A 1,317-nucleotide genomic window follows, 5' to 3' on the forward strand; every position below is an offset into this window, starting at 1 on the left:
GGCTCGCCGCGTACCGCGTCCACCGCGGGCGGCGGGGACCAGGGCGCGTCGGCGGGGCGGGGCCGCGGGGCGTACGGGAGGTGGGGCGGGGGCCAGGCGTCGGCGAGGTCGAGGGCGGCGAGGTGCTCGCAGGCGCTCACGGTGTTGAAGGGGTCGACGAAGCCGGGCGCGGCGGCGGCCAGCCGGCTCGCGCCGTGCAGCGTCGTCAGCACGCTCTCCGCCAGGCGCACCTGACGGCCCGCCGACGGGCGCAGCCGCTCCAGGGCCAGGCCGAGCAGAATCGCGTCGACCTTCATGAGCTGCGCGAACGGCAGCCGCGTCCGCTCGTCGGCGAGGATCGTCGGCATCAGCTCCGTCGCGATCCGGGCCCCCGACCCGTGCTGCTCCTCGGCGGCCAGGGGGAGCGGGGCCAGCCACGCGCGGGCGAACGCGCCCAGCGCCGCGCGGGCGGTACGGCCCGGCTCCGCGAGCGGGAGGGCGGGCGCGTGTTCGGCGAGGGCGGCCAGTACGGAGAAGTACAGGGCGCGCTTGCCGGGGAAGTTGGAGTACACCGCGCCCCGCGTCAGCCCGGCGCGCTCGGCGATCGAGTCGACCTTCGCATCGCGGAAACCGCGCTCCGCGAACTCCTCCCCGGCGGCGGCCAGCACCTTGGCCCGGTTCTGCTCCTGGAGCTGCGCCCTGCTCAGCCGGACCATCGCGCGTTCGTCCTCCTCGTCCCGCGTGCGTCGCGTCGCCGCGCGTACTGGCGTTGCTCCGCGTCCTCGTGCAAGATACCGTCACCATTCAGATGACGAGAACATATGAGTTCGGCATCTGAAATCCGGATCCGACCACTGCGAGGACTCCCGTGACCGACACCAGCCGCATCCCCGAAATCGACCTCACCGACCCCGAGGTGATACGCGACCCCTTCACCGTCTACGGGCGAGCCCGCGAGCGCTCCCCGCTGGCGCGGCTGCGTGCCCCCGGCATCGGCCCGATGTGGGCCGTCACCCGGTACGAGGCCGCCAAGGCGCTGCTGGCCGACCCCCGCTTCGAGATCAACGCCGGCAGCTTCCTCCAGCCCGACGTCCCCGAACACTGCCGCGCCTACATGCGCACCATGTCCGAACAGGACGGGCAGGAGCACTCCCGGCAACGCCGGCTGGTCTCGCCCGCGTTCACCGTGCGCCGCGCCTCCGAGTTCCGGCCGCGGATCGAACCGATCGTCGAGCGGCTGCTCGACGGCCTGCCGGAGCGCGCCGAGGACGGCTCCGTGGATCTGCTGCGGCACTTCACCCGGCCGCTCCCCATCGACGTCATCTGCGAAGCCGTCGG

1 protein-coding gene and 1 pseudogene are annotated in these 1,317 nt (G+C 73.7%); one reads left to right on the plus strand and one right to left on the minus strand.

Going from position 1 to position 1,317, the window contains the following annotated elements; all coding sequences use genetic code 11:
- On the minus strand, positions 1–695 hold a 695-nt coding region (locus ACFU99_RS42570; RefSeq protein WP_384403864.1), incomplete at its 3' end, for a TetR/AcrR family transcriptional regulator.
- Between the two features lie 152 nt (positions 696–847).
- Between ACFU99_RS42570 and ACFU99_RS42575 the strand changes: the two are divergent.
- A pseudogene (locus tag ACFU99_RS42575) lies at positions 848–1,317 on the plus strand (cytochrome P450); the annotation flags it as partial.

Source organism: Streptomyces sp. NPDC057654 (assembly GCF_042800135.1).
Classification (GTDB): domain Bacteria; phylum Actinomycetota; class Actinomycetes; order Streptomycetales; family Streptomycetaceae; genus Streptomyces.